Here is a 23,999-nt window from a genome sequence, read left to right on the forward strand (position 1 = left end):
CCATGAAGAGAGGATCAACTCGCGCTGCGGATGCTGCCGGTGCCGCCGGAAGCCTGGACCGACCGCGAGCCGGCCGCGATAGCCGCCGTCAGGGCCGCGAGGCTGTCCGCGCCGCCGAGCCAGGCGTGGATAAAGCCGGCGTTGAACGCATCGCCCGCCCCCGTCGTATCCACCACCTCGACAAGCGGACTGGGCAGCGCGATGACCGTATCGCCTACTGACAAAACAGCGCCATCCCCGCCACGTTTGAGTGCGACGACGGGAAAATGCCGCCGCAACACGGAAAGCGCTTCCTCGGGCTCGCTTTTGCCGGTCAGTGCCTCCGCCTCTTCCATGTTTGGGAGGAAAACATCGGTCCCCGCCGCCCGCTCGAAGAACATGGGATCGCGGATAAGCGCGTCATCCCAGCTTGGATCGAGCGACACCGTCAGCCCATGGCTTTTGGCCTTGGCAATGGCGTCGGGCATTTCATGCAGCGTCGCATATTCGGCGATATGCAGGTGCGCCGCCTCGGACCAGGCTAGGCCCATCTCGAAACCCGCAGGGCGCGCATGGCCAGCGCGACGCGAGAGAAACGCGCGGTCCCCGTCATGCACCATGACGACGGTGAGTTGAGGCCCGGCCGTTTCGTGTCTGTCGAGAAACTGCAGGTCGAGCCCAAGGGCCTCGATCTCGGCTGACACAGACGAAGACAGCGCATCAGTCCCAAATCGCGCAAGTAGCGCCGAATGGCGCCCAAGCGCTGCCAGATGTGCGGCAGTAATCAAGGCGCCGCCGCCCGGCGTGAGGGCAAAATCGCGGGCAAAGAGTTCACGCCCCAATTGGGGCATGCCGTCGAGGCCGCGAAACACCATGTCGCAATAGATGCGGCCGAGATTGAGCACAGCCCCGGCGCGTGGAAGAGAAGAGGTCATGCGCGGCCCAGAGCCTTTTCGCTGGCAGCATCGAAAAGGTAGAGCGAGCCGGCTCCTGCATGGACCGAAACGGTGCTGCCGATGGCAGGCACGACGCGACCCGGCGCCGTAGCAATCACCTGCGCCTTGCCCATGGTGAGGTGCACCAGCGTTTCCGAGCCCAGCGGCTCGACTGCCTCGACCGTGCCGGACGCCGAAAGCCCCGCGCCACCCGCTTCGCCCACCACCAGATCGTGCGGGCGAATGCCGATCAGCGTCTTGCCTTCCTGGCTGGGCAGGGTGAACCCCGAAACCGTTGCGCCCTCAATGCTGAGAGCGCCACCGGCAATCACGCCTTCCACCATGTTCATCGACGGGCTGCCGATGAAGCGCGCGGTAAAGACGTCGACCGGATTTTCATAAAGATCAGTCGGCGACCCAACTTGTAAAATATTGCCGTCGCGCATGACGACGATCTTGTCGGCCATGGTCATGGCTTCGACCTGGTCATGCGTCACATAGACGATGGTGGTGCCAAGCCGGCGATGGAGGCTCTTGATCTCCATGCGCATCTGCGCGCGCAATTGCGCGTCGAGATTGCTGAGCGGCTCGTCAAAGAGGAAGGCCACGGGATCGCGCACCATGGCGCGACCAATGGCAACGCGCTGGCGCTGCCCACCGGAAAGGGCAGCCGGGCGGCGGTCGAGCAGCTTTTCGAGGCCCAGAATCTTGCCGGTTTCGGCAATGCGCTGCTGCTTTTCGGCCTTCGTCATCTTGGCCGTATAAAGCCCGAAGCCGATATTCTGACCCACGGTCATATGCGGATAGATGGCGTAGTTCTGGAACACCATGGCGATATTGCGTTGCTTGGGCTCGCGCTGGTTCACCACCTCGCCGCCGATCAGCAGGTTGCCGCCCGAAATGTCTTCGAGCCCGGCGATCATGCGCAGCGTTGTCGACTTGCCGCAGCCCGATGGCCCGACAAAAACGACGAACTCACCGTCCTCGATGGTGAGATCGATGCCATGGACGGCGCGGGTCTTGCCGTATTCCTTGACCAGTTTCTGCAGTTCGATCTTGGCCATCAAGCAGTTCCCTTCAATGCGCCAAAGCGCTCTTTGAGCATGCGCGCGGCATCAGCCTGGCGGCGCAGTATTTTTTCATGAATGTCGGCCAGCCGCGCGGCGTCCTGCCGATAACCTGATATGGCCGCGTTCAGCGGCGCCGGCGCCGGCCCGCCGAAGCGGGTGCGCACGGCAACGAAATATTCCGGCGAGACGATTTCGGCGAAGCTGGTCTCATCAAGCACAGAGGTCCGCCCCGTCGCCTTTTCGAACGCCGCGGTAAATGGCCTATAACCATCGGTGACGAGGTCACCACCTTGGGCCACAACGGCCTTGGCGACGGACGCCGCAATCTCGTGTCCCTCGCGGAAAGAAAGCCCTTCGCGACGCACGAGAGAGTCAGCCAATTCGGTAATGGTGATGCAGGAGCGCGAAATATTGTCCCGCACCCTCTTAGGATCGATGCGGATCTGCTCGACCAGCGCGGCCAGAAGATCGAGCACGCGATAGGCCGAGGCAAAGGCCTGATAGCCCATGGCCTGCGTTTCGCCTTCGCTGTCATTCATGTCGGTGAAGGGCGTATTGTGCATCACCGTGAGCATGGCATGGGCCCGCCCCGTCGTCTGGCTCGCCAGATGCCGAAGATGCTCGATCGGCACCGGATTGCGCTTTTGCGGCATGATCGAGGAGATCTGCACGAGGCTATTGGGCACATAGATCTGCCCCACCTCGAAACTGGTCCACACCTGAAAATCCTGGATCGGACGCCCGAGGTGGAGAAACATCAGTTCAACAGCCGAATAGGTCGACGTGATGTAGTCCACGCCGGCAATGCACGAATAGGAATTCTGCAATGGCGCCGCAAAGCCCAGCAATTCCGCCACCCGTGCCCGATCCGTCGGAAAGCCCGTCGTTGTGATCGCCGCCGCACCCATGGGGGAAAGCTCGACGATCCGATAGGCTTCGAACAACCGCTCGATATCGCGCCCGACGAATTCGACAATCGCCGAAAGATAGTGCCCGAACGTCGTCGGCTGCGCCGGCTGCCCATGGGTATAGGCAACGATCAACGTATCCTTTTCGCGCTCTGCCGCATCGATCAGCGTCGCATGCAGCTTTAACGCCTGGGCTATCAGGACATTTAGTCGTTCGCGCAGCCCTAGCTTGAAGAGGGTATGATCAATGTCATTGCGCGACCGGGCTGTATGGAGACGCCCGCCAAGATCGGGCCCGACGCGCTTTTTCAGCTCTTTTTCGATGAGGAAGAAGAAGTCTTCGACCTCACCCGTGTAGACGAGTGCGGAAGGCTCAATCTCCGCATCGATGCTCTCGAGCGCCGCGGCGACCTCGCGCGCCTGACCAATATCCAAAATACCGGTTTCGGTGAGCATCACCAGATGCGCCCGGTCGATGGCCCGAAAACCTTCGACATGGTGGTCCTTGGCGCCGTCGAACAGCGGCGCCAGCACGGTTTCCTTGTATACGGGATCGGGGAAAACCGACTGATCGGTAGAACGAGGATCGGTCATGGCTTAACCCTTGAGGCCGGCCAGCATCACGCCACGAACGATGTAGCGCTGCAGGAGAAGGAAGACGAGGAGCGTCGGGATGGTGCCCATGGCGGCGCCGGTCATGATCAGCTCCCATTGAATGGAAGCCTCCGCCGAGAAGCTCGAAATGCCGACAGGCAATGTATAGAGCTCCTTGGAAGTCGTGACGATCAGCGGCCAGAAGAATGCGGTCCAATTGCCGAGGAAGGTGAAGATGGCCAGTGCCGAGATCGCCGGCACCACCATGGGCATGGCGATCTTCCACCAGATGGTGAATTCGTTGAGTCCGTCGACACGCGCCGCTTCAAGGAAATCGTTGGGCACGCCCTCGAAGAACTGCTTCATCAGGAAGGTGCCGAAAGCCGTCATCATGCCGGGGAACATGATGCCCCAGTAGGAGTTCAGCCAACCCAACTGGCTCGACATCAGGTACCACGGGATCACCAGCATTTCGGTGGGGATCATCAGGGTCGAGAGGATGGCGAGGAAGATAAAGTAGCGGCCGCGGAATTCGAATTTCGCCAGCGTATAGCCGACGAGACTATCGAAGAAGACGTTGGACAGCGTGACGGTCAACGCGATGAAGGTCGAGTTGAAGAACCACTGCATGAAGCGGCCGTCGCTCAGCACCTTGATATAGTTGTCGAACGTCGGCGCCGCCGGGATCAGTTTCAGGTCATAGACCTGACCCGAGGTTTTCAGCGAGGTCGAGAACATGAACAGCAGCGGCGTGATCATGATCAGCCCGCCGATCAGCAGCAGGGTCCAGGCTATGATGCGCCCGGGGCGAATATCGCGGCGATTGGCCGCCAGCTCTTGGGTCGAGGCCATGGTCATTTCTTTTCCCTCAGCACATAGAGCTGGAGCAGGGACACGATCAGGAGGATAGTGAACAGCACCACGGTCTGCGCTGCGGCATAGCCCATCTGATAGGACGAAAACGCGGTCTGGTAGATCATGAGCACCAGTGGCTTGGTCGCATTCAGCGGCCCGCCCGGATCATTGGTGGTCATGTTGTAGACCTGGTCGAAAATGCGCAGGAACCCGATGGACGAGAACACCACGAGGAACACCGTCGTCGGCTTCAGCAGCGGAATGGTGATCTTCCGCAGGATCGCCCAATCGCCGAGCCCGTCGATGCGCGCAGCTTCATAGAACGTGCCGGGAATAGCGCGCAGGCCAGCCATGAAAATGATGATCTGAAACCCGAGGCCAGCCCAGATCGCCGGGATCAGGATGGAAAACAGCGCCTGATCGACCGAGCGCAGGAAGGGTTGCTGGGCAATGCCGACCGAGGACAGAAACCCATTGATCACACCGATTGGCACCGGCTGATAAAACCAGCGCCACACCCAGCCCATGGCCGCGGCCGTCGTCAGAAACGGCAGGAAGTATAGCGCGCGGATGAAGCTGTGCATGATGCGCACGCGATCGAGATAATAGGCAATCACGAACGAGATCACGAGGCTCACCGGCGTACCGATGATCAGGTAAAGAAAAGTGTTCTGGAACACTTTCCAGAAGATCGGGTCCGCGAACATCTTTTGGTAGTTCGCAAAGCCGATGAACTGGGCCGGCCGCAGCAGGTCCCAATTGGTGAGGGACAGCCAGAAGGCCTGGAATGTCGGATAAAACCGGATACCGGCATAAAAGATGATGGGCAGGGCCAGAAAGGCCCAGGCCCAGATGACACGCTTGGTGCCGATGTTCAGGCGGTCCCAGAAGCGCACCGGGCCTCGTTGTTCAATTGCGTTCGCCGACGCCATGTTCGCTCCTGCGATGTTTGCCGGGTGTCCCCGAGACGCCAAATTACCACCGGCCATCACCCGGACAAACCGGGCCGATGGCCGGTGGCTTTGGCGAGGCTAGAGCCCTGAGGCTCTATCCCTTACTGACGACCCTGATCGATGATCGCCTGTTCGGCAGCAGCAGCCTGAGCAACCGAGTCTTCGATCGACTGGCCTTCGAGCAGCACGCGGTTGACCATGTCGATAGAGGTCTGGCGCTGCGCGGCTTCGTCATAGAACTGGGTGGTGTGGGCGTATTCGAGACCCTTGAGGAACGGGCCGCGGATCGGATCCGAGAGGTTCGCCTCGGTCAGGGCCACGTCGCGACGTGCGGGCAGTTCGCCGACCGTATTCAGCCAGATCTCCATCGCTTCGGGCGAGGAGATGTACTGGAGGAACTTCTGGGCAGCGACGAGTTCTTCGCCGCTCGAGGTCGCGCCGATGCCGTTGGCAAAGTAGCTCGAATAGTTCGAGCGCATGCCATTGGCATCAGCCGGCAATTCCACCACGCCCCATTCGAACGGGTTGGCGGCAAAAGCGCCGAGGCGGAACGTACCATCGATCGTCATGGCGGCAAGACCAGCACGGAACGCGGCCTGACCTTCATCCATGAAGCCGACGAGGCCGACATTCTTTTCGGTCTGGAGGTCGGTGTAGAATTTTAGCGCAGCAGCGCCGGCAGCGTCGTTATAGGCAACATTGCCTTCGGCATCATAAGGAACGCCGCCGTTCTGACGGATCAGAACTTCGCGCCACCAGTGGTGATCCTGGCCAGCCATGTCGAGGGTGATGCCGGCAGAGGTGATATTGCCCGCGCCATCGCGCTTGGTGGTGGCTTCCGCAGCCGCCAAAAACTCTTCGAGATTAGTCGGCGGCTCGACGCCGGCTTCGGCAAAAATCGCCTTGTTGTAGAAGAGCGCCAGCGAACGCACGGCGGTCGGCAGGCCATAATAATCTTCGCCGCGCTTCATGGCCGAAACGATCGGGAAGAAGTCGGCTTCGATTTCGGCATGCGGAAACACAGCCGGATCGAGCGGCTGGATCAGGCCGCCATTCACGAACTGGTCGGTCCAGCCGTAGAACAGCTGCACCACGTCCGGACCCTGGCCGGCAACCTTGGCGGCGACAACGCGCGTCTGGTAGTCCGCATAGGGGAAAGTGGTCTGCTTGACCGTGATATCGGGGTTCGCCGCTTCGAATTTCTCGATCAGCTGGTCCATGGCCTGAACACGGCTGTCAAAGACATACTGCCAGTATTCGATTTCCACAGCCTGGGCTGCGCCCATTGCGATGAAGCTGATGCCGGCTGCAAGCCCGGCCACATATGCCTTACGCATAAAGTCCCTCCTTTGGAGCGTCGACCCTCCGACGGCTCTCTCATGCCAAAACGCGGCCCACGCCGCCTGACAGACCCTCAACGTCCAATATGTGACACGCGCTTGTCAATAACATAATCTACTTGCGTTATCTTGTTGCCCGACTAGTCTCACCCTTCATTGCCGTGCTAGCCAGACACATGGGGGAGGCGACGGATTTGAACGGCCGCAACAAGAAAGATTTGCGTCAGCGCGTGGCCATCGGGTCCAATCCCGAGCGCAACCGCGCGCATAATCGCCGCGTGGTGCTCGAAGTCATTCGCTTCCACGAGCATCTCGGCCGTACCGAGATCGCCCGCCGCGCCCAGCTGACGCCCCAGGCCGTCGCCAATATCGTCGACGAACTGCTCGAAGAGGGCCTTCTCGTCGAACTCGGCCGCCTCCGCTCCGGCCGCGGCCAGCCGCCGATCCAGTTCGCCGTCAATCCCAATGGCCCGCTCACTGCCGGCGTCGAAATCGCCGCCGATCATATGGTTACCGCTCTGCTCGACCTCTCGGGCGGCGTGCGCGCCAAATCCATCCTGCCGCTCGAAGCCACCGGCCCCGACACCGTGCCCGACAAGGTCACCGCCGAAGTGCAGCGCCTTCAAGCCTCGCTCGGCGCCGACCGCAGCAAGCTCCTGGGCATTGGCGTCGTCATGCCCGGCCCCTTCGAAGTCGAAGGCATGAGCTCCGTCGGCCCCGCCACCCTCCCCGGCTGGACCGGCGTCGACGCCGCCGCTCTCTTTGCCAAGGCCACCGGCCAGCACGTGGTTGTGGAAAACGACGCCACCGCTGCAGTCGTCGGCGAACGCCTCTATGGCGCCGGCCGCCAGCTCGGCAGTTTTTGTTACCTTTATTTCGGCGTCGGCCTTGGCCTTGGCGTCATCCAGGAAGGCCGGCCCCTCCGCGGTGCCTTCGGCAATGCCGGCGAAATCGGCCATGTCGGCCTCGTCCCGCGCAAGGGCAAGGTTCACTATGGCCCCGCAGGCGCTCTCGAACGCTTCGTCTCGGTCTTTGCCCTGCGCGAACGCCTCGCCATGGCCGGCATCTATGCCGCAACCGTCGAAGATATCCAAAAGCTCCACGACGACGCCAATCCGACCCTCGCCGAGTGGATCGAAATATCAGCCGACTATCTCGCGCCCACCGTCGCCATGCTCGAAAACATCTTTGATCCCGAGACGGTCATTTTTGGCGGCGGCCTCCCCGATTCGGTGCTCGAAGCGGTCATTGCAGCGCTCGATCCCCTGCCTGTTTCCGTCGCCACGCGGCAAAAACGCAGCCTCCCCCGCGCCATCTGCGGCCAGACCGGACAATTGACGGCCGCCCTCGGCGCCGCCGCCCTGCCGCTCCTCGACACGGTTTCACCCCATCTCAGCGTCTCCGACCCGGTCGCCTGACGCCATTCGTCTAAAAAACTCTGGACCGCCCTATGCTCACCCCTCCCGAACGCCTGCGCCGCCGCGCGGCAAAACCCCGCCTCGTCACCCTTGCCCGCGCGCTGTCGCGCCTGCGCTCCAGCGTGACGGTGATGAATACCGGCGCCCATCCCGATGATGAACACAGCGAAATGCTCGCTGCCATGCGCCACCAGATGGGCATGCGCGTCGTGGTTGCCTGCTCGACCCGCGGCGAAGGCGGCCAGAACACGCTCGGCCCCGAGCGCGGCGGCGTCCTCGGGGTCATGCGCTCGCGCGAAATGGAAGAAGCCGCCCGCGCCCTCGACGCCGATGTCGCCTGGCTTGGCCACGGCCCCGACGATCCCGTGCACGATTTCGGCTTTTCCAAATCCGGCCCCGACACCCTCTCCCGCTGGGGCGAAGACCGCACCATTGACCGCCTCGTTCGCGCCTACCGGGAATTCCGCCCCGACATCGTCATCCCCACCTTCCTGGACGTCCCCGGCCAGCACGGCCACCATCGCGCCATGACCGAGGCCGCCGAGCGCGCCCTGGCTCTTGCCGCCGATCCCGCATACGAAACCGACGGCCTCGCCCCCTGGACGGTCGCAAAATTCTGCCTCCCCGCCTGGTCTGGCGGCGGCGACACCTATGATGACGAAGTCCCCCCGCCCGACGCCAATATTTTGGTCACGGCCACCGGCTCCGACTTCGCGACCGGCATGCCGTTCTGGCAGTTCGGCGAAGTGTCGCGCGCCTTCCACGCCAGCCAGAATATGGGCCACTGGCGTCATCCCGGCGAAACGCAATGGGCGCTCCATCACGTCGGCGCCAATGCCCAAAGCGAGCTGCTCGACGACCTGCCAAAATCCCTCGCCGATCTCGGCTCTTCGCCCTATCTCGCCGCAGCCGATGCGGCCCTGGCGCAAGCCGTGGCCGCCTTTCCCAATAGCGCAGCAATTCTCCCCGCTCTCAGCATCGCCCGCCGCGCCATAAGCGCCGCCCAGCAGGACATCGCCCCCGAACACGCCCATCGCCTCGCCCGAAAACTCAGGGAACTCGACGCCGCCAGTGCCATCGCCGCCGGCGTCGAAATCTACGCCTCGGTCTCCTCGGCCAGCGTGGCCCCCGGCGAAACCGTTGATCTCATCGTCGAAGTCGAACGCGACGAGGCTAAAAACATCCGCGTCACGCCCATCACGTCAGGTGCCTTCACCCCCGTGGATTCGGTTGAAATGTCCGGCGACCGCGCGACAATCCCGCTCACGGCGCGCAGCGACGCCAAAATCGAAAACGCCTTCCGCCCCGATTGGCTGAGCCTCGGCAATAACGGCAATGTCTCGCTCCTCGTCGAAGCCGAAGTGAGCGGTGAAACCATTCGCTTTGTCCGCGACACCGAAGAAGACCTGCAACTCGCCCCCGCCTATAGCGTCGCCATCACGCCCGAAGCCCTGATTCTTCCGCTCCCGGCCGCCACGACCAACACCGTCACCATCAAGGCCGATATCGACCTCAGCCGGCTCTCGCTCCCCAGTGCCCTGGGCCTCGACATCACGCAGCGCGACAACAGCTTTCTCGTGACCTCGGATATCCTGCTCGCCGCCGGTCGCTATACACTGCCCCTCTTGGTCGACGGCACCCCAGCCTTCGGCGTCACGCCAATCGCCTATCCCCATATCGGCCACACCCGTTTCGCACGTCCCCTGTCGCTGGACATTCTCGCCCTCGATCTGAAACTGCCCGAAACCCGCATCGGCTATATCGGCGGCGGCTCCGACCGCGTCGGCCTCTGGCTCAACCGCATGGGCGCCGACGTCACCGAACTCGACGTCGAGGCCCTCGCCGGTGATCTCTCCCAATACGACACCATCATCGTCGGCATTTTTGCCTTCCGCCTCCGCCAGGACCTGAAAGCGGCAACCCAAAAGCTCCACCGCTGGGTGGAAGCCGGCGGCCATCTCGTCACTCTCTATCACCGCCCCAGCGATGGCTGGACACCCGGCGAGACCCCGCCCCGCCCCATCACCATCGGCAGCCCCTCGCTGCGCTGGCGCACCACCAATCCCGCCGCCGAGGTCAATTTCCTTGAGCCCGATCACAAGCTCTTTTCCGGTCCCAACCGCATCACCGCTGACGATTTTGCTGGCTGGGATAAGGAACGCGGCCTCTATTTCGCCTCGTCCTGGGACGCTGCCTATACCCCGCTCCTCGCCATGAGCGACGCGGGCGAAAAGCCCCTCATCGGCTCGCTACTCTCGGCAAAGATCGGCGAAGGCCGCCACACTCACACCAGCCTCGTTCTCCACCACCAGTTGGAAAAACTCGTTCCCGGCGCCTTCCGCCTGATGGCCAACCTGTTGCAGTCCGCCTGACATACACTCTGCTTCATCGCGAGCCGGCTTTGCCTGGCTCGCGGGCGATATGCTGCTGGTCACGGCCATGACGGTGCTGGTGAAGGCCGGCGGCGCCCTCGTCCTCACCACCCGCCTCGACCTGCAGAAGCGATAGCCCACTCCCGAAGACCTCATGGTGAGGCGCGGAGCAAAGCAAAGCCTCGAACCACGAGGTCGAGAGAGTGGAGGCTTCATTGCCACGACCTCGCCCTTCGACGGGCTCAGGATGAGGTCTACTTTCGCCCCAAAAATGCAAAAAACCCTCGGCCAGGCCTGGCCGAGGGTTTCGCCGCGTCAGGAGGGCGCGACAGCGACTCACGTTGGGAGTTTACGCGAGCCGAAGTGACGTTAGCGCTTCGCGGGCTGGATCAGGTTCGCCATGATCCTGAAGGCACCCGGCGTCAGCTTGTCGAGCTGATGGTGCAGCACAAGGCTGGTATGGGTATGCCGTCCTTCGCCGATCTCGGCGGAAAGCAGCGACCCGGTGAGCGGCTCTTCGCCCGCATCGGCCATGGCGAGCAGCGGCACATAGGCCTCGTCCCATTCCGAAGCGAAATAGAGCCCACGCTCCTTGTCCCAATTGTCCCAGTCTTCCTGGGTAATGGCATTGGGGTAGGTGAGCAGCCGATGATCGGGCTCGAGCACATCCACGGCCGACTTGGCGTCGGTCACGCGATAGCGGATCGAGGGCGAACCAATCTTGAGGAAGGCCAGCGGCACAGTCGCCGGATCCCAGCCGTCCGACGGACGGTGGTAAAGGGTGACGAGGTGCCCGCCCTTCTTGACCCATTCATGCACGCCCGGCAGCGCTGCGACGAGATCCGCCCGGCGTCCAAACGAGAAGATGCCGACAACGAGCGTATCGAGGTCGCGATAGGCCCCCGCTTCCATATCGGACGGGCTCAATTCCTTGAGGTCAACGCCCAGGCGCTTGAGCCAGGTGGCAACATTGTCATTGCCCCCGCCGATATAGCCGATCTTGCCTTCCGGAATGACCGCACCAACCGACTGCACCGGCACCGCCACTTCGGTCGGCACCACCGACCGCCCGATATGGGGATAGGTGAAGACGTTGATGGCATAGGCCTCTTTACCCAGCAGCGTCGGCGCGATGGTAATGCGCTCCGTGCCCAACTCGGCCGGCGGCGTCAGTTCGAATGTCCCTGCTTCGAGCCCCGTCTCGCCCTTGGCGGCCATCAGCCAGCCTTCGGGCAGCTGGAAGTCGAGATCGGCCGTCGTGCCGCCCGAAACCACTGCAGTGAACGCAACCGGCGAGATCTCGCTTTCGGTATTGAACACCACGGCATCGGGCTTGAGTTCAAGCGAAGCCTCAGGCAACACGCGCAGCGCATCTTCGAGGTCCACGTCGAGCACAGCCTTGTGCCCGGCAATCGTCGCCACCAGACGCACAAAGGCATCGCCATTGCCGCCGAGCGGATCGAACTGCTCGGTCAGCGGATTGGTCAGCGCCGCATCAGCCGCCACGCTCACCTTGACGCCATCTTCAGCCGTCGCGCCGGTGATGCCAGCACGGGCGATCACCTCAACCGAGTCGACGGTGATGCTGTCCGGCGCATCGACCATCGCCTTGACCACGATGTCCTGGCCCGGATGGAGATCGGTCCCATCGGTATAGGCGCGCACCTGCATGCCCGCCGCCGTCGCCAACGCCAGGTCGACCTCCTTGATCTTGCGATCAAGGCGATGCGCCACCTGGTCTTCCAACTCGGTCGGCAGCGTCGAGCGGGCTTCCGCCACGGCCTTGCCGATTTCCACCAGCCGCTGAGCCACCACAACCGGATCGCCATAATCGGCCAGCGCTTCCTCGATCAGCCCCTGCGCATTGCGCAGTGCGTCGGCAGCCGATACCGGCATGCCATCGAGTTCGGCAATGTGACCAACCGTTGCGATCAGACCATCGCGAATGTCGCCCTCTTCCTTCCCGGCTTCGCCATTGGCGGCCCAGGAGAGATTGATCGGCCATTCGGTCTGCGGCTTGGGCTGCCAACGGCCCATGCCCTGCGTCAGGTGGCAGGAACGCGACCATTCGCCCATCTGCGGGAAGGTAGCGCCGGAGATCGGATCGCGCTCAGGCGCGCGCACCACCAGCGTTGTCGGCGGGGGTGGGGTTTCATCGTCATAAACGCCGCCGCCGCCGCCCCATGCCGGCTGGTAGATTTTCGGCACGGTCCAGGTCTTCAACCCAGCCGCGATCTGATCGGGGAACTCCTCAGCATTGCCGGAAATCCCGGCCACGATAAACGTCGCAACATTCGCCGCCCGGTGGTGGCCATGCTGCCCGCCCACATCGAGGAAGCAGTTCATGATCACGTCGGGCTTGTACTGACGCACCGCCCAGGTCATGCGCTCGATCACCCGATCGCGGCCCCAGCGGTCGATCGTCTGGTTCGGGTCCTTGGAGAACCCGAAATCGTGCATATTGTCGTGGTGGCCCTGGCTACCAAAAGCCAGCGACGCATCGAGCGAACGCGACGCTTCGGTGATTTCACGCGTACGCAGCACGCCCAGCACCGAACCGCGTTCCGGCCCGATGGCGTTCTGCCCGCCTTCGCCGCGCGTGATGCAATAGAGCACCGGCCGAATGCCATAGACATGGCGCAGTGCCGCCAGCATGCCGCTCGGCTCGTCGTCGGGATGCGCACCGGTCGTCATCAGCGTCACGGTCGAGGTCAGGCGCTCAAGCTGCCGATAGAGTTTTACAATTTTGGGCTCGCCCTTCTGGGCTGCAATCAGCTCCAGATCGCTGGCCGGCGCCGCCCAGGCGGGAATCTGTGTGGCGGCCAAAAGCGGCGGCACCGACGCGATGAAAGTTCGACGTGTCAAACGTGGCATTACGCAATCCTCTCCTTGACTGCCCCGCCGCCGACCCCTCCGGCCGGTCGACATGACAGCTTCGCGACAGACTATGTGAGCCTGATTAACTTAACTCAAGTGTGTTAATCAACATTCTTGGAAGGAATTTAATCGACCCGACGGCAGACAAGTTGACACCGGCAAAACCCGAACTTACGCTGCTTAAACGTTTAAGCAAAAAGGCAGTCGCGGTGTCTCGCAAGCAAACGACGATCGTTGACGTAGCGAAGCGGGCCGGCGTGTCGGCGGCCACCGTGTCCTATGTGCTGAGCGGGAAGGATGAGCTGGTGCGGCGGATCACCCCGGAAACGCGTGACCGCATCGGAGCTGCGATCGTTGAACTGGGTTACGTGCGAAACCAGAATGCGCGCCATTTGCGGATGCAGCGTACGCGGCGCGTCTGTCTGATGATGCCCCGGATCGGCACGCCCTTCGCCGATGGTATCGCGGCCGACGTGGAATCCACCGTCCGGCGCCGATCCTACTCCTCGGTGCTCGTCATGGGACGGGACTTTTCCGCGTGCAGGGATGTCGTCGGGCAGGTGGAAGCCGGTTTGGCAGATGGAATCATCGCTGAAGTCGAGCAGTTCACCCCGCTCGAGATCGATCAGCTATTCATGCCTCTGACGCAGTTGGGCAAGGAAGTGCTCCTGTTGCACCCGCCTCAGGACATCCCCAAATTCTCTAGCGTGCGCCAGGATCGTCTGCCGGCATTCCGCTCCATTGTGAACCGTCTTGTTGACAAGGGGCGTCGAAGCTTCGTCTACATCCGGCACGCCCAATCGCAGGATGCAGGACGCTCCTCGGCCCTTGATGAAATTCTTATCGAAAACGATTTGCCACCGGCCCGCATCGTCATCGGGGCGGAGCGGCGTGCGAGTGCAGTAGCGATAGTACAGTCAGTGCTTCAGGGGCCGGTCCGACCCGACGCCATTCTCGTCCAGTCCGATTCCAGCGCAGTGTCGGTCATCCAAGCCCTCTCACGGATGGGCATCAGGGTCCCTGCTGAGATCGCCGTGGTCGGTTCGGGCAATGCCGAGGAAGGCGCCCTGTGCTTCCCCGCGCTAACGACCATCGGCCCGAGCCGCCCTTCGCTGGAAGAGGCTATCGAGCACTTGATCGACCGGATCGAGAAAGTTCCCGGCGCAGAAAACCGGACATTTGCAGTTCCTTGGTCGGTTATCGACAGGGAAAGCGCCTGAGCACGGAGGACAAGGGCACAGTCATGAATTGGAGGAGACCAGAATGACCTATTTACCAACCCGGCGCCACGTTCTTGCGAGCGCACTTGCCGGACTTGTGGCCACCCCGCTTCTGACGCGAGTAGCCCTTGCGCAGGATCGACACCTTCGTTTCTTCTGGTGGGGCAATCAGGATCGGCTCGCGCGTACCGAAGCTGCCATGGACGCCTTCATGGCGCAGAACCCGGGTGTGACCATAGCGGGCGAAACGGCGCCGTTCGAAGACTTCTTCGTTCGCCTGGCGACGCAAGTCGTTGGTGGCAATCCGCCCGATCTCTTGCAGATGGACTTCCGCTATATCGCTGAATATGCCGACCGTGGTGCCTTGCTTGAACTAGACCCTTATCTCGGCAATGTGTTGGACCTGTCGGATATCCCGACCGACCAGATCGATGCCAATAGAGTCGGAGGCAAGCTGTACGGCGTCAGCTTCGGGGTGAATTCCGCAGCTCTGCTGATCAACCGGACGGCCTGGGACGAGGCCGGCGTCGAAGCGCCTCGCCACGGCATGACCTATGAGCAGTTCGCGCAGAATTGCCTGAAGCTGAGCAAGGCCTCCCCCCGCTCGAACTTCTACGGCACGAGCGACGCCAGCGGCAACGACATCGCCTTCGAGAACTGGCTCAAGCAGCAGGGCAAAGCCCTCTATACGCCGGAAGGCGAGCTTGGATATGATGAGCAGGACGCGTCCGGCTGGTTCGAGCTTTGGGCCGGCATGCGCATGAGCGGAGCCTGCGTGCCTGCCGACGTGCAGGCCCTGGAACAGGGCGGCATCGACACGACGGGCCTGACGCTCGGACACTCCGCCAGCTCCTTCATGCTCGCCAATCAGATCGGACCGCAGCAGGCGTCCTTAGCCGAGACGGTTGAGGCCGTACCCTTTCCGCGCATCAGCGAGACCTCGGCCCCTGGTCACTATCTGCGGCCGGCGACCCGGCTCAGCGTCTCGGCGCAAACCCAATTCCCCGATGAGGCGGTGGCCTTGCTGGCTTTCCTGACGGGCACGCCGGAAGCGGCCAAGATCCTCGGCGCCGAGCGCGGCATTCCATCATCGTCCCGTCTCGTCGAAGCGATTGTCGATGATCTGAAGCCGGCGGAGCGGGCCTCGGTAGAATTCGTCGCCAGCCTCGGCGATCTGGTCGGCCCCCTGCCCCCGCCGCTCCCGCCAGGCGCCGGCGAGGTCACGCGCTTGGTTTTCGAGGTCAGTCAGCAGGTCGCGTTCGAAAGCATGTCGCCTGGCGATGGCGGCGCCGCATTGGTTCAGGGCGCCAAGGGCCTGCTCGACCGCGCCTAATTTCCACTTCTCCGGCCACTTCGGTGGCCGGGCAACCTGTTCCGAGCCCATGATCAACAGCACAAGCCGCCCCAACGTCCTTCTGATCACCGTCGATGAATGGCCGGGCCAACTCCTGGGCTGCGCGGGACATCCGGTGATCGAAACGCCAACGCTGGACGCCCTTGCGCGCTCCGGAACGCGCTTCCGCCGAGCGTATTCGGAGTGCCCGGTCTGCGTTCCGGCGCGGCGCACGTTGATGACCGGCCAGAACCCACGCGCGCATGGCGATCGCATCTTTCAAGGCAAGTTAAAAATGCCTTCGGTGCCGACCCTGGCAGATGCCTTCGTCGGTGCCGGCTATCAGGCCTATGCGGTGGGCAAGCTGCACGTCTATCCGCCGCGCGCCCGTATCGGCTTCCACGATGTCATGCTCGCTGAAGAAGGCCGGCAGGTCGATGGCATGATCGATGACTACGAGCAGTTTCTGGCCGAACGCGGCTATGCAGGACGTCAGTTCATGCATGGCATGGGCAACAATGAATACGTCTGGCGCAACTGGCACCTACCGGAGGATACGCATCCGACCAACTGGCAGACGGAGACGGCAGCGAGGATGATCAAGCGGCGCGATCCGACGCGGCCAGGTTTTTGGTATGTGTCTTATACGCATCCCCATCCACCCCTGGCGCCGCTCCGCGACTATCTCGAACGCTATGCAGGGCGCACAATGGACGCTGCCGCCGAGGGTGATTGGTCAGGCGACAGCAATTCCCTGGCACCGGTGCTCGATTACGTTCGCCGGCACTGGGCACATTTCACATCGGAACAGGTGGCCGATATCCGACGCGCCTTCTATGCGCTCTGCACCCACATCGATCATCAATTGCGCATACTCATTGGCACCCTTCGCGAAGAGGGCTTGCTCGACGACACCATCATTCTCTTCACCAGCGACCATGGAGACATGCTTGGCGACCACCGGTTGTTCGCTAAAAGGCTGATGTACGAGAAATCGGCCAATATTCCGATGATCCTGTCACCTGGCCGCTTCGCCGAGAATGCCGCCAGGCAAATCGACAATAGGCTAGTGGGACTACAGGATGTCATGCCCACCCTGCTAGACCTTTGCGGCATCCCGGTGCCGACGTCCTGCACCGGGCGCTCGATGCTGAAGGGCGACAAGAGAAGCACGCTCTATGGCGAATGCGTCGAAGAGCTCGAAGCGACACGCATGCAACACGACGGCCGCCACAAGCTGATCTGGTACCCGGCGGGCAACCAGCAGCAGCTCTTCGATATCGAGGACGATCCCTTGGAGCAGCGCAATCTCATCGACTCAATAGATCATCAGAACATCAGGCGAGAGCTCACCGATGGTTTGATCGCCGAGCTTTATGGTTCGGACCTCGACTACATCCGCGACGGCGAACTGGCCGGCTTTTCCGCCACCACCAAAATGTCGACACATGACCGCGATCTCTATTTGCAGCGCGGCCTGCAGTATCCCCCGCCGCGAGGATAAAACCAAGGCCGCTATCCCGCGTTAAAAGAACACGCCGCGCTCTCGACTTCACCGTCGATGGTTGCGTGCTCCGTCATACTGGGATAACCATCATTTCAACAATCATTGAGATATTGAAATGAAACTCGAGGAACTGCAAGCGCTCGATGCTTTCGCGGCCCTGAGCCAACCGACCCGGCTGCAAATGGTCAGGGCCTTGGTCGTTGCCGGTCCTGAGGGACTGCCCGCGGGGGCGATCGGGGAGAAGGTCGGCGCTTCGTCGTCGAGCGCGAGCTTTCATCTGTCCAATCTCGAACGGGCCGGGCTTATTCAATCGAGGCGCGAAGCTCGCTCGATCATTTACTCGGCAAATTACGATGGCTTGGCGGCGCTGGTGAAGTTCCTGATGATGGATTGCTGCCAAGGGCATCCGGACGTCTGCGCGCCAGCCGACAAGGAAACGGCCTGTGCATGCTGATCTCAACCGGCGGCTAGTCGCCGAAGCGCTCGGCACCGGATTGCTCGTCACAACGGTCGTCGGCAGCGGCATCATGGCCGAGCGCCTGACCGGAGATGTCGCGCTTGCCCTCCTCGGCAATACACTGCCGACAGGCGCAATCCTTTTCGTTCTGATAACGTTACTCGGACCGATCTCGGGCGCACATTTCAACCCCGCCGTTACCGTGGTGATGGGCTTGCAGCGGGTGCTGCCGTGGCGCGTGGCGGGCCTCTATGTCGGCGCACAAATCATTGGGGCTGTGGCTGGCACCGCCGTTGCGCACCTCATGTTCGAGGCGCCGGTTCTGGTGCTCGGCGATCAGGTCCGCACGGGCGCGGCGCAGTGGCTTTCAGAGGGTATCGCCACTTTCGGGCTGCTGCTGACTATTCTGATCGGTGTTCGGCACAAACCGGCGGCTATCCCCGCTTTAGTGGCTTGCTACATTGTAGCGGCCTACTGGTTCACCGCCAGCACCAGCTTTGCGAACCCCGCGGTCGCCATCGCCCGGGCATTCACCGATAGCTTTTCGGGAATCCGCCCGATCGATGTGCCCGCATTCGTCGCCGCGCAGCTTGCCGGCGCCATTCTCGCCCTGGCGGTCAGCCAATGGCTTCTCTCGAAAGAGCGTACAGCATGAGCGTCACCATCTACCACAACCCCGATTGCGGCACCTCGCGCAACACACTGGACATGATCCGACAGAGCGGGGTGGAGCCCAAGGTGATCGAATATCTCAAGACCCCGCCCACGCGCGCCACCGTCGTCAAATTGGTCGCAGATGCCGGGCTGACGATGCGCGAAGCGCTACGGAAGAAGGATACGCCGTTCGACGATCTCGGGCTTGGCGACGAGGCGAAAAGCGATGACGAACTGCTTGACGCCATCGCGGCTCATCCAATCCTGCTCAACCGTCCTTTCGTCGTGACCCCGCGCGGCACGAAGCTATGCCGGCCGTCCGAGGCCGTGCTCGATATCCTCGAAAATCCCAATATCGGACCCTTTACCAAGGAAGACGGCGAAGTCGTCATCGATGCCCAAGGCAAGCGCCTTGTCTGACGCACCGCAGTCAAATGCCGCAGCGATCTGGGCGCTCGGCGTCACCCAGATCATCGGCTATGGCACCCTCTACTACAGCTTCAGTATTCTTGCTCCGAGCATCGCCGCGGAGTTCGAAATCGGTGTCGAGTGGGTCTATGGTTTCATGTCTTTGGCTCTGCTGGCCGGCGGCGTCATCGCGCCCTATTCCGGTGCTTTGGCGGACAAGCATGGTGCCGCCCGAGTGTTGTCCTTCGGCTCCATCGGCGCCACACTCGCGCTGGCGATTTGCGGACTGGCGACCGACGCCTGGCTCTTTCTCGGCGGCGTGATCCTGATCGAGCTGGCCTCGGCCTTCGTGCTTTACGCCTCAGCATTCGCGCTGCTGGCGCAGGCAACCGGTGCCAAGGCGCAACGAAGCATCACCTATCTCACCCTCATCGCGGGGTTCGCATCGACGATCTTCTGGCCGCTGACGACATGGTTGCTGCAGTCCATAGACTGGCATCAGATTTATTTCCTCTTCGCCGGCATGAACCTGATCATCTGCCTGCCGCTGCACCTGTGGTTGACCCGGTTCGCCCGAACCGCTGCTGCGCGCCCCGTTGCAGCGGTTGCCATTGAACCGGTTGCGGTTGCCGACGCCAGTGTCATCTTCCTGCTCGTCGTCGTCGGGTTCTCGCTGGCCGGCTTCGTCTCGGCGGCGATCCTCTTCCATCTCGTGCCCATGCTGGCGGTACTCGGGCTCGGGGCAAGCGGCGTGTTCGTCGCCACCCTGTTCGGGCCTGCGCAGGTCGCGAGCCGCTTGATCAACCTGTTCTTGGGCAAGGATCTCCCGGCCCCTATCCTCGCAGTCGTGTCCGCCACGATGATGCCGCTGGCGATCATGGTTCTCGCGCTGTCGGCACCATCCATCCCGGGGGCCATGGCATTCGCGGTCGTCTTTGGCCTCGGCTCAGGGCTTTTCAGCATCGTGTCCGGAACCTTACCCCTGGCTCTCTTCGGCAAGGCCGGCTACGGCAAACGGCTGGGCTGGATCAGCATGGGCAGGCTATGCCTGTCGGCAATCGCTCCGTTCGCCCTGTCGCTCGCTCTTGGCGCGATCGGTCCCAAGCCGTCGCTTTGGCTCCTTGCAGCTGCGGGCGTCGTCTGTGTCGGCGTGTTTGGAGAGATTTGGCGGCGTACCAAGTCTGGGACTGGCGTCTTCACCGCTTCCCGGCCCGCATAGCGTCGAGGACGCCTGGAGCACCCCCGACTGCGAAACCGGCAGTCTTCGCCGTTTCGACGGCTTAGGTCCTACACCAGTAGTAACGTCTTGATGGCCCGCCGCTCGTCCATCGCCCTATAACCCTCCGCCACATCGGCAAGGGGCAGCACCTGGTCGAACACTTTGCCGGGGTTGGGGCCCCTCCTGGCGCTGGAGATCGCGATAGGGCCAGAGGTCCGACCCGCAGATACAGGTCGCCGCCAGTTTGATGATGGCATCGGTCGGCTTGAGGATTTTAGGTTCGGCCACATCCTCGAAGCGCACATCGCCGGGACCATGCAGGACAGTTGCAAACACTTCCAGTTCTCCTTCGTTGCTTTCAGACGCCGTATTGGGCGTCGGAAACGTGCTCCATCCAGTCGACGACCTTGCCGTCCTTGACCTCCTGAAGCGCGATATGGGTCATGGCGGTTTCCGGCGACGCGCCGTGCCAATGCTTTTCTCCGGGGGCGAACCAGATCACGTCGCCGGGATGAATAGCCTCGACCGGACCGCCTTCGCGTTGTACCCGGCCCGAGCCCGACGTGACGATGAGGGTCTGGCCCAGCGGATGCGTGTGCCACGCCGTCCTGGCGCCCGGCTCGAAGGTTACATGGGCGCCTTGGACACGCTCCTTGTCGAACGGGTTGAATAAGGTGTCTATGCGGACTGTCCCGGTGAACCAGTCGGCGGGACCTTTGGCCGATGGCGTCGCCCCTGCGCGGATGATGTCCATGATGTGCTCCTAGATGGCTTCGATGCGTAATGGGAACTCGCCCCGCTCATGCAGGGCTTTGTAGCCCTCCTCGAAGCGGCCCAGCCGGATCAGGCCGGGATGCCGGTAGGTGGCGTAGAACATGGCGAGATTTCCCCACGGCATATAGTAGCAGAGGTCGTAAGGTTGCTCGTTGCTGAAGGCGCCGTTCCCCTCCTCGGTCAGCTTGCGCGGAAGGTGGGCAATCTTCTCGTTCGGGCCGAAGTCGCCAATGGTCAGGGCCAATGGCAGCATGGCATAAAAATCATGTGCCGACGGGTTGTCGTAGAGCGTTGCTGTCATGGTGAAATGGCTGAAGGCGAAGCGTATGCGCATGTCAGTCAGCTCCTGTGTGCTGGAGTCAGGGGTCTGGGCTCTCGCAGCAATCGGCAGCAGCAGGCCCGCAAGGGCACCGGTCAAAACCGTACGACGTTGAAAGCTCGAGCTCATGAGCGCTCGGCCTTTCCCGGGTGGGTGGCAAGGAAGGCAAGACTTGCCGCGATTGCGAGCAACACCGCGCACAGAATGAATGGGCCGCGCCAGCCACTCGTATCGAACAGCAGCCCGCCGCCGAACGCGCCGGCAGTGATGGCGAACTGAATCAGCGCCACCTGCAGACCGCCGCCGGCCTCGAGGTCATGTGGAATGATGCGCGTCATCCAGGTGCCCCAGCCAACGGGGATAGGGTTCGAAAAGAAGCCCCAGAGAACCATCAGGGCGGCGACTGCGACCGGGATGGAGCCGAAGGCAATGAGGGTCAGCGACAGGACTGCCAACGCAGTTGGCAATACGATCAGCATGGCACGGAGATGCTTGCGGAGGACAAAGCCCGACGCGGTCGTGCCAGCAAGGCCCGCCAGCCCCAGACCCAGCAGCACCAGCGACAGGCCATTCACGTCGAGGCCGGTAGCGCCTTCGAGATAGGGCCGGAAATAGGTCGATGCCGCGAACTGCCCCATGAAGGCAAGGGTCGTGGCAGCCATGCCGATGGCAAAGACACGGTTACCCAGCAACGCGAACATGGTGCCGACGGAAACGTCATGGGTTGGTGGCAGCTTGGGCAAGACAAGCAACTGCCAGACGATACCGGCGAGGCCGATAGGCACGACGATAAAGAAGGCGCCACGCCAGCCGATCAATCCACCGAGGAAACTGCCCAGAGGGGCCGCAATCACCGAGGCCAGCGCCGTCCCGCCTTGCAGCATCGCCAATGCCTTGGGCAGGTCGGCCCCGCTCGTCATCCGCGCGACAATGGCGGTGGACAGAGACCAGAAGCCGCCGATCGAGACCCCGACGAGCGCCCGGCCAGCCATGAAAATCAGGTAGTTGGGAGCAAAGGTGACGGCAATGCCGGAGACGATCAGGACCATAGTGTAGAGGATGACGGCCGCACGCCTATCCCAGCGCGACAGCAAGGCGTTGCCAAAAAGGCTCGTTACCACGGCAAAGAGCCCCGAAACCGCGATAGCCTGGCCAGCCTGACCTTCGGTGATGCCCAGGTCGGCGGCAATCGGGGTCAGCAGGCTAACCGGCATGAACTCCGAGGCGATCAGCACGAAGGTCATCAGGGAAAGGCAGGCGACGCCCAGCCATGGCGTGCTGACGTTAAAGGAACTGGGTCTGGCGATTTGCTCTGTGGTCATGGCCGCACACTATGCCGGTCTTTTCATATTGATTAGCCGGTCAAATCCGCATGTGCTTATATCGCCAGCCGATAAATAACGAGGATGTCGAGCGATGCAACGACGTGAACTGAACGACCTGCTGTGGTTCATCGCCGTTGCCGAAGAGCGCAGCTTTACGAGAGCCGCGGCAAAGCTTGGCACCTCTCAATCAACACTCAGTCACACCATCAAGCAATTGGAGCAGCGCCTTGGCTTGCGGCTTCTTACCCGCACGACAAGAAGCGTTTCGCCAACCGAGGCGGGCGAGCGCCTGCTTTCCTCAATGGCGCCGCGCATTGCCGATATAGAGCAGGACATTGCCGGCCTGATGGCCCTGCGCGAAAAGCCTTCCGGCCTTGTGCGGATCACCATTTCCGACCACGCCTATGACTGGCTCGTATGGCCCAAGCTGCGGCCGGTGCTTGCCGACTATCCCGATATCCACCTGGAGTTCAGCATCGACAACGGCCTGCGCAATATCGTCGAGAAGCGGTTCGATGCCGGTGTCAGGCTCGGGGAAAGCCTGGAAAAAGACATGGTGGCTGTGCGTATCGGGCCAGACTGGCGTCTTGTCGCCGTCGCTTCCCCCACCTATCTGGCGCAGCGCGGCATACCGGAATCTCCGCAGGATCTCGTGCACCACAACTGCATGAACCATCGGCAGGGACGCAGTGGCGGGCTCTACGCATGGGAGTTTGCCAAGGACGGTCGCGAATTGCGTGTGCGGGTGGAGGGGCAATTGACGTTCAATTCGAGCCTGCCCATGGTCGAAGCGGCCGTCGCTGGGCACGGCATCGCCTATGTGCCGGACGATATAGTCACGGAGCATCTGTCCCAGGGCGTTCTTGTCCAGGTGCTCAACGGGTGGTCACGCTCGTTCCCCGGCTATCACCTGTCATACCCAAGCCGCCGTCAGCTTTCCCCAGCAATGTCGGTCGTCGTAGCCGCACTGCGGCACCACCAATAAGTCTTCCGCCCGAGGCGGGAGGACTGTGCCGGCTGAAATCGAGATCGCGACAGGCCGCGCCCGGTGGTTCGAAACGAAGGCTGCTCGCCGGCCGCGCCAAGCTGACTGGCCGTGTCAGGTCGATGTCAGGCGCCCCATGTTACGGTCCCGCATCGACGCTAGAACGCAAGGAAAGCTACCATGATCAAGCCAGCAACCGCGGCCCTCGCCATCGCCCTTTTCGCGACGTCGGGCGTCTACGCCGATCCCGCGACCAACAATGGGGGCGGCAAACGCTATGAACTGGTGGACGGCACAAGCTTCAACAATGCCGGCGCCATGTTCCAGCACCTACGGGACCGGGACAATGGCTACGCCTCCGGAAACCCTAAGGGTATCGTTGAGGCCTATCCCGAAGAGTTCGAGAATGTCGGTGACCTCATCCACGACAAGCGCGTGGACTGATGCTCCGGGGGGCGGCTGCGCCGCCGCCCTCGCCTCCTAGACCCAGAAATTGC

The 23,999-nt window shown here is 62.3% G+C and carries 21 protein-coding genes and 1 pseudogene; 11 read left to right on the forward strand and 11 right to left on the reverse strand.

The features are described 5' to 3' along the window. Window positions 1-14: 14 nt before the first annotated feature. The 6 genes from ASD83_RS13455 to ASD83_RS13480 form a co-directional block, all read right to left on the reverse strand. A complete protein-coding gene (locus tag ASD83_RS13455; protein ID WP_056311656.1) occupies window positions 15-914 on the reverse strand; it encodes a carbohydrate kinase family protein in 900 nt (299 codons plus the stop codon). Then, window positions 911-1,978, reverse strand: a complete 1,068-nt coding sequence (locus ASD83_RS13460; RefSeq protein ID WP_056311658.1) for an ABC transporter ATP-binding protein — start codon at window positions 1,976-1,978, stop codon at window positions 911-913. The genes ASD83_RS13455 and ASD83_RS13460 overlap by 4 nt, the downstream gene beginning before the upstream one ends. Next, window positions 1,978-3,486 (reverse strand): argininosuccinate lyase, encoded by a 1,509-nt coding sequence (argH, locus tag ASD83_RS13465; RefSeq protein WP_056311660.1) that lies wholly within the window; start codon window positions 3,484-3,486, stop codon window positions 1,978-1,980. Before argH ends, ASD83_RS13460 begins: the two co-directional genes overlap by 1 nt. A gap of 3 nt (window positions 3,487-3,489) precedes the next feature. Then, on the reverse strand, window positions 3,490-4,338 hold the full coding sequence (locus ASD83_RS13470) for a carbohydrate ABC transporter permease (protein ID WP_156385997.1): 849 nt from the start codon (window positions 4,336-4,338) through the stop codon (window positions 3,490-3,492). Window positions 4,339-4,340: 2 nt separating this feature from the next. After that, complete coding sequence (locus ASD83_RS13475; protein WP_056311663.1) at window positions 4,341-5,273, reverse strand: carbohydrate ABC transporter permease; 933 nt, start codon at window positions 5,271-5,273, stop codon at window positions 4,341-4,343. A gap of 122 nt (window positions 5,274-5,395) precedes the next feature. Continuing rightward, on the reverse strand, window positions 5,396-6,631 hold the full coding sequence (locus tag ASD83_RS13480; protein WP_056311665.1) for an extracellular solute-binding protein: 1,236 nt from the start codon (window positions 6,629-6,631) through the stop codon (window positions 5,396-5,398). 197 nt (window positions 6,632-6,828) lie between these two features. On the opposite strand from ASD83_RS13480, the gene ASD83_RS13485 reads away from it, so the two are divergent. Both ASD83_RS13485 and ASD83_RS13490 read left to right on the forward strand, forming a co-directional pair. Beyond that, window positions 6,829-8,052 (forward strand): ROK family protein, encoded by a 1,224-nt coding sequence (locus ASD83_RS13485; RefSeq protein WP_244489171.1) that lies wholly within the window; start codon window positions 6,829-6,831, stop codon window positions 8,050-8,052. Between the two features lie 32 nt (window positions 8,053-8,084). After that, window positions 8,085-10,424 carry a PIG-L family deacetylase gene (locus ASD83_RS13490; protein ID WP_056311668.1) on the forward strand — a complete coding sequence of 780 codons (2,340 nt, stop codon included), beginning with the start codon at window positions 8,085-8,087 and terminating at the stop codon, window positions 10,422-10,424. Between the two features lie 369 nt (window positions 10,425-10,793). Here ASD83_RS13490 and ASD83_RS13495 read toward each other — a convergent pair whose 3' ends face one another. Further along, on the reverse strand, window positions 10,794-13,298 hold the full coding sequence (locus ASD83_RS13495) for a PIG-L family deacetylase (protein WP_056311670.1): 2,505 nt from the start codon (window positions 13,296-13,298) through the stop codon (window positions 10,794-10,796). 101 nt (window positions 13,299-13,399) lie between these two features. Here ASD83_RS13495 and ASD83_RS13500 point away from each other — a divergent pair, with 101 nt between their 5' ends. The 7 genes from ASD83_RS13500 to arsK all read left to right on the forward strand — a co-directional run bounded on the left by ASD83_RS13500 (window position 13,400) and on the right by arsK (window position 20,099). After that, window positions 13,400-14,521 (forward strand): LacI family DNA-binding transcriptional regulator, encoded by a 1,122-nt coding sequence (locus tag ASD83_RS13500; protein WP_056311671.1) that lies wholly within the window; start codon window positions 13,400-13,402, stop codon window positions 14,519-14,521. Window positions 14,522-14,564: 43 nt separating this feature from the next. Beyond that, entirely contained in the window at window positions 14,565-15,854 is a 1,290-nt protein-coding gene (locus tag ASD83_RS13505; protein WP_056311673.1) for an ABC transporter substrate-binding protein, read from the forward strand. 49 nt (window positions 15,855-15,903) lie between these two features. Then, window positions 15,904-17,358 (forward strand): sulfatase-like hydrolase/transferase, encoded by a 1,455-nt coding sequence (locus tag ASD83_RS13510; protein WP_056311674.1) that lies wholly within the window; start codon window positions 15,904-15,906, stop codon window positions 17,356-17,358. 118 nt (window positions 17,359-17,476) lie between these two features. Further along, window positions 17,477-17,815, forward strand: coding sequence for an ArsR/SmtB family transcription factor (locus ASD83_RS13515; protein ID WP_056311676.1), 339 nt, complete (start codon window positions 17,477-17,479; stop codon window positions 17,813-17,815). Continuing rightward, window positions 17,805-18,473 (forward strand): aquaporin, encoded by a 669-nt coding sequence (locus tag ASD83_RS13520; protein WP_056311677.1) that lies wholly within the window; start codon window positions 17,805-17,807, stop codon window positions 18,471-18,473. The genes ASD83_RS13515 and ASD83_RS13520 overlap by 11 nt, the downstream gene beginning before the upstream one ends. Next, window positions 18,470-18,892, forward strand: coding sequence for an arsenate reductase (glutaredoxin) (gene arsC, locus ASD83_RS13525; protein WP_056311679.1), 423 nt, complete (start codon window positions 18,470-18,472; stop codon window positions 18,890-18,892). The genes ASD83_RS13520 and arsC overlap by 4 nt, the downstream gene beginning before the upstream one ends. Then, window positions 18,885-20,099: an arsenite efflux MFS transporter ArsK gene (arsK, locus tag ASD83_RS13530; RefSeq protein ID WP_244489172.1), complete on the forward strand. Its 1,215-nt coding sequence runs from the start codon at window positions 18,885-18,887 to the stop codon at window positions 20,097-20,099. Before arsC ends, arsK begins: the two co-directional genes overlap by 8 nt. A 171-nt stretch (window positions 20,100-20,270) precedes the next feature. Here the strand turns inward: arsK and ASD83_RS21500 are convergent. From ASD83_RS21500 to ASD83_RS13545, 4 genes and pseudogenes are all read right to left on the reverse strand, one after another. Then, window positions 20,271-20,435, reverse strand: a pseudogene (locus ASD83_RS21500) (IMP dehydrogenase); the annotation flags it as partial. Window positions 20,436-20,457: 22 nt separating this feature from the next. Next, window positions 20,458-20,853 carry a cupin domain-containing protein gene (locus ASD83_RS13535; protein ID WP_056311682.1) on the reverse strand — a complete coding sequence of 132 codons (396 nt, stop codon included), beginning with the start codon at window positions 20,851-20,853 and terminating at the stop codon, window positions 20,458-20,460. A gap of 9 nt (window positions 20,854-20,862) precedes the next feature. After that, complete coding sequence (locus tag ASD83_RS13540; RefSeq protein ID WP_056311683.1) at window positions 20,863-21,321, reverse strand: cyclophilin-like fold protein; 459 nt, start codon at window positions 21,319-21,321, stop codon at window positions 20,863-20,865. Next, window positions 21,318-22,514, reverse strand: a complete 1,197-nt coding sequence (locus ASD83_RS13545; protein ID WP_056311685.1) for an MFS transporter — start codon at window positions 22,512-22,514, stop codon at window positions 21,318-21,320. Before ASD83_RS13545 ends, ASD83_RS13540 begins: the two co-directional genes overlap by 4 nt. A gap of 94 nt (window positions 22,515-22,608) precedes the next feature. Between ASD83_RS13545 and ASD83_RS13550 the strand changes: the two genes are divergently transcribed. Together ASD83_RS13550 and ASD83_RS13555 are read left to right on the forward strand one after the other, a co-directional pair. Then, a complete protein-coding gene (locus tag ASD83_RS13550) occupies window positions 22,609-23,502 on the forward strand; it encodes a LysR family transcriptional regulator (RefSeq protein ID WP_056311687.1) in 894 nt (297 codons plus the stop codon). Window positions 23,503-23,682: 180 nt separating this feature from the next. Further along, window positions 23,683-23,946 (forward strand): hypothetical protein, encoded by a 264-nt coding sequence (locus ASD83_RS13555; RefSeq protein WP_056311688.1) that lies wholly within the window; start codon window positions 23,683-23,685, stop codon window positions 23,944-23,946. Window positions 23,947-23,999 lie beyond the last annotated feature (53 nt).

It is taken from the genome of Devosia sp. Root685, assembly GCF_001427875.1.
GTDB lineage: Bacteria > Pseudomonadota > Alphaproteobacteria > Rhizobiales > Devosiaceae > Devosia.

Coding starts and splice junctions, on each gene's coding strand:
- ASD83_RS13455 (WP_056311656.1), bottom strand. CDS start 914: ATGACCTCTTCTCTTCCACGCGCCGGGGCTGTGCTCAATCTCGGCCGC.
- ASD83_RS13460 (WP_056311658.1), bottom strand. CDS start 1,978: ATGGCCAAGATCGAACTGCAGAAACTGGTCAAGGAATACGGCAAGACC.
- argH (WP_056311660.1), bottom strand. CDS start 3,486: ATGACCGATCCTCGTTCTACCGATCAGTCGGTTTTCCCCGATCCCGTA.
- ASD83_RS13470 (WP_156385997.1), bottom strand. CDS start 4,338: ATGGCCTCGACCCAAGAGCTGGCGGCCAATCGCCGCGATATTCGCCCC.
- ASD83_RS13475 (WP_056311663.1), bottom strand. CDS start 5,273: ATGGCGTCGGCGAACGCAATTGAACAACGAGGCCCGGTGCGCTTCTGG.
- ASD83_RS13480 (WP_056311665.1), bottom strand. CDS start 6,631: ATGCGTAAGGCATATGTGGCCGGGCTTGCAGCCGGCATCAGCTTCATC.
- ASD83_RS13490 (WP_056311668.1), top strand. CDS start 8,085: ATGCTCACCCCTCCCGAACGCCTGCGCCGCCGCGCGGCAAAACCCCGC.
- ASD83_RS13495 (WP_056311670.1), bottom strand. CDS start 13,298: ATGCCACGTTTGACACGTCGAACTTTCATCGCGTCGGTGCCGCCGCTT.
- ASD83_RS13505 (WP_056311673.1), top strand. CDS start 14,565: ATGACCTATTTACCAACCCGGCGCCACGTTCTTGCGAGCGCACTTGCC.
- ASD83_RS13510 (WP_056311674.1), top strand. CDS start 15,904: ATGATCAACAGCACAAGCCGCCCCAACGTCCTTCTGATCACCGTCGAT.
- ASD83_RS13515 (WP_056311676.1), top strand. CDS start 17,477: ATGAAACTCGAGGAACTGCAAGCGCTCGATGCTTTCGCGGCCCTGAGC.
- arsC (WP_056311679.1), top strand. CDS start 18,470: ATGAGCGTCACCATCTACCACAACCCCGATTGCGGCACCTCGCGCAAC.
- ASD83_RS13535 (WP_056311682.1), bottom strand. CDS start 20,853: ATGGACATCATCCGCGCAGGGGCGACGCCATCGGCCAAAGGTCCCGCC.
- ASD83_RS13540 (WP_056311683.1), bottom strand. CDS start 21,321: ATGAGCTCGAGCTTTCAACGTCGTACGGTTTTGACCGGTGCCCTTGCG.
- ASD83_RS13545 (WP_056311685.1), bottom strand. CDS start 22,514: ATGACCACAGAGCAAATCGCCAGACCCAGTTCCTTTAACGTCAGCACG.
- ASD83_RS13550 (WP_056311687.1), top strand. CDS start 22,609: ATGCAACGACGTGAACTGAACGACCTGCTGTGGTTCATCGCCGTTGCC.
- ASD83_RS13555 (WP_056311688.1), top strand. CDS start 23,683: ATGATCAAGCCAGCAACCGCGGCCCTCGCCATCGCCCTTTTCGCGACG.